The sequence below is a fragment of the Zooshikella ganghwensis DSM 15267 genome (assembly GCF_000428585.1).
Lineage (GTDB): Bacteria > Pseudomonadota > Gammaproteobacteria > Pseudomonadales > Zooshikellaceae > Zooshikella > Zooshikella ganghwensis.
The window spans coordinates 1-2,997 of record NZ_AUAF01000289.1 but is presented as its reverse complement, the minus strand read 5'-3'; the positions used below and the strand labels follow the sequence as shown (position 1 = coordinate 2,997).

Genomic DNA, 2,997 nt, shown 5'->3' with positions numbered 1-2,997 from the left:
AGTGTTTGAGTTTGTAGACGGCCACGCCTATGTAGTGAATTATGAGGATTATCATTGATGGCTATTGAACAGCATAACCCTATGCATCCAGGGGTATTCATCAAGCGGGTGTATATAACACCTTTTAATATTGGTTCTAATGAGCTTGCGAGGAAGCTACACGTGAGTTCTGGCACTGTTAGCCGCTTGCTTAACGGTCAGTCTGATGTCTCACCTGAAATGGCTCTGAAGCTTTCTAAGGTGCTAGGTCGTTCTCCTGAAAGCTGGTTGTTGATGCAGGATAATTACGATCTGTGGCAAGCAAAACAAAAAATAGACCTAACAGGCTATGAGGCGATTTCATTTGCAATGTGATGATCAGAGCACTAACCAGGGTTTGAAGCTATTTGAAAAGGTTTTAAACCCGTTACAAAGGCTGAAAGGCTCTGTTATCAGCTTTGATGAGCCTACTGTGCCTGTGGCAGAAGCAAGCTGGGAACAGACAGAAATGGGTAAAATATGCAGAAATACCGCTGTAGCCTCAAACCAAGTCAAAAAGCAAAAAATTTAGTTGTTCAAGTTTTTTATGCGCTGCACAAAGAAGAGGATAAACTAGAGGATGCAGCGCTCATCGAAATTATTAAAGCGAGAGAAAACCAGCCGTCAATACCTGTAGATATAGACGATTTGTAGATTTTTTATTAATTTTTATTGTAATGTCCCATAGCTTTATACGTAGTTTTTCCGTTTTTAAATGTCTTTAAAAAGAAGGAAATAAAAGACTTATCTTTAAAATTAAAGGGCAGTTCTTCTTTAAGAGATTCAACAAAGTGGTCAAGTTTTTCAGGTGTTTCAATGGGTACAACAAACTCAGGTTGAATAAAAACTTGATCTGAAAGCGTAACACTAAACTTGCCATGATAGCCTTCATTATAAAAATGGTCGAAAATATCTGAGTATTTAGCAATTAAACAATCGTTAAACACTTTCCAGTGAAAGTTGAAGTACATTCTCACTGATATGGTATTATCGTGCTTCTTTTTGTGTTTTAAGTGATCCAGTGCAATGGAAACCAAGTCATCACTGTAATCCGTATTTATTTCCCAGTGATGAGAATGTTCATAGCTTGATGCAGGGTCACCAAATTGATTAACCAGCCGCGTAAATAGTGTTTGGTCAAATACATCATCGGTTGACCTTTGTTCTATATCCACCGTTCGGGTTAATTTATAAACAGTGAATTTATCTAAAAAACTTTTTGTTTCTGTCCACGCTTTAATTGGCTTGCGGCTGCGTGCACCGTGACCAAACGCAGCGCCTTTAGATCGGCAATATCTATAGAATTCAGGTTCTTGGTGTGACACTCTTTTTGTTCCTAATTATCTGAAAAAGAGATTTTTGATGGCTTAAAGAAAGCGGTTGGCGCTTAAATATCAGACACCTGTGGTTAGAGTTTTAATATATAATGCTTTTTATTAAATAAAAATATGCGTTTGTTGATTAAAAGCACTTATTTTTTCGAGGCAGTCAGTAAGGAAGTAAATGATGCGTGATGATTATAAAGTTGAATGTGGTGTTCATGGAACCAGCCCTGCTACCTTCATCTGCCATCATCTCAGCCATCATAGAGAAAATCAGGGATTTCATATGGGGTATGATCCAGAAGATCCTGATGTCCTTTACCCTGATGCCTGGTGTGATCAATGCAACGAAGTTTTAGAACAAGAAGGTGAGTGGAATGATACCTCAGAAGCGTTTGCCAAGATCAAAGTGGTATGCGCCAACTGTTACTGTAGTATCAGAGCAAAAAACTGGCTGCAAGATGAGGAAGCCTTAAGCCACTTGATTGGCGACAGCTTTGACTACCTCCAAGCTATGCAAGACACATTCATGAAAGCGTATAACATCGGAGACTGTGAGCGTTGGGATTGGGATCAGGAAATGGGAACTCTAATCTTCTCTCATGAAGGAAAGCCCACAGTAGAATGTGATGTTCATTTTGTCGGTACACTATCAACATTATCTAAAACATGGATGTGGGCATGGGCTAATCAATCCCTTTCAGACAAGGTTAAAGAACAATCTCGCTTAGTCCGTAGGATAGGTGATGAGCGCCAATTTCTACCGTTGGCGTGTCCTAAGTGGTCTGCAGATGAGACGGATGGCTGGGAAATGACGGCTATTATGGCAAAGGCTGTAGGCGCTATTGGGGCATATAGGACTCCAGACGAAAATGGATTTGTTTATATGGTGGTAAGCAAGGCTCGCTGGGTAAGCCAGGAAGCAGAGCAAATAAACTTAGAAATACCCCTCTAATCCCCTCAATGCGATTCGACTTCTTTACCGTGTCTCTACACCAAAAAAAGGCGTAGAGACACGGTTTTTCTGGCTGACATCGACTGCGTTTTCTCCCCATATTCTGTGGACTGGATGCACTTCAGATGCAGCGGAATGCAGTGCAAGATAAAGCAATGGTACTACTGACTTGATAAGTCATTGTCTCCATTAGCAAAAAAGGGGTACCACGGATGTGGCTGATAGTACTATGAGTGCGCTTAGACTTTGATTTTCAAGGAAAAAATACAGGACTAACGACTCATACCGTAACCACTGCCTCGGGATGGAGTGCGACGTGGACGGTTCTTATTGTGGTTTTGCTCTGTTTTGTGGGTTTTGGCTTGCTCTTGCTTGCGTTCTTTTTCGAGCACTTTTGCAAATGTCGTGTTTTTATCGATGTTTTCGTTTGACGCATCTTTAGCATAGTAACCGCGACGCATCTTCTCCTGAGCTTTATTTAAATCACGCCAGCCTCCACGTAGGCGTTGTTCAGCGATCTGGTTATATTCAGACTTCAGTTGACGCAAACGATGCTGAGAAGGACTGAGATAGCCTTCACGGATATAAGCCTCTTGTATTGCTTTGATCGTTTGCTGGTTCCGTGGGCTGTCAGCAGCAGCTTTCAAAGTATTGAGATAGTTTTGCTGACCGAGCTTCAAATCTTCGTACAGCTTGAATTTG

The 2,997-nt window shown here is 41.1% G+C and carries 5 protein-coding genes; 3 read left to right on the top strand and 2 right to left on the bottom strand.

The window, feature by feature from the left end; genetic code table 11:
• The first annotated feature begins 57 nt into the window (after positions 1 to 57).
• On the top strand, positions 58 to 354 hold the full coding sequence (locus F607_RS0125980) for a HigA family addiction module antitoxin (protein ID WP_027710340.1): 297 nt from the start codon (positions 58 to 60) through the stop codon (positions 352 to 354).
• Positions 355 to 498: 144 nt separating this feature from the next.
• Positions 499 to 672, top strand: coding sequence for a hypothetical protein (locus tag F607_RS34455; RefSeq protein ID WP_157365614.1), 174 nt, complete (start codon positions 499 to 501; stop codon positions 670 to 672).
• A gap of 8 nt (positions 673 to 680) precedes the next feature.
• On the opposite strand, the gene F607_RS0125970 is transcribed toward F607_RS34455, so the two are convergent.
• On the bottom strand, positions 681 to 1,343 hold the full coding sequence (locus F607_RS0125970) for a hypothetical protein (protein WP_027710338.1): 663 nt from the start codon (positions 1,341 to 1,343) through the stop codon (positions 681 to 683).
• Between the two features lie 178 nt (positions 1,344 to 1,521).
• Between F607_RS0125970 and F607_RS33310 the strand changes: the two genes are divergently transcribed.
• The gene (locus F607_RS33310; RefSeq protein WP_157365613.1) at positions 1,522 to 2,295 is read left to right on the top strand and encodes a DUF6882 domain-containing protein; all 774 of its coding nucleotides are present in this window, start codon (positions 1,522 to 1,524) and stop codon (positions 2,293 to 2,295) included.
• Positions 2,296 to 2,567: 272 nt separating this feature from the next.
• Here the strand turns inward: F607_RS33310 and F607_RS32005 are convergent.
• Positions 2,568 to 2,997, bottom strand: a 430-nt coding sequence (locus F607_RS32005; protein ID WP_038292386.1) for a hypothetical protein, incomplete at its 5' end; no start/stop codon positions are given.

Bases quoted from the DNA above. Each gene is read 5' to 3' on its own strand.
- F607_RS0125980 (WP_027710340.1), top strand. From the start codon at position 58: ATGGCTATTGAACAGCATAACCCTATGCATCCAGGGGTATTCATCAAG.
- F607_RS34455 (WP_157365614.1), top strand. From the start codon at position 499: ATGCAGAAATACCGCTGTAGCCTCAAACCAAGTCAAAAAGCAAAAAAT.
- F607_RS33310 (WP_157365613.1), top strand. From the start codon at position 1,522: ATGATGCGTGATGATTATAAAGTTGAATGTGGTGTTCATGGAACCAGC.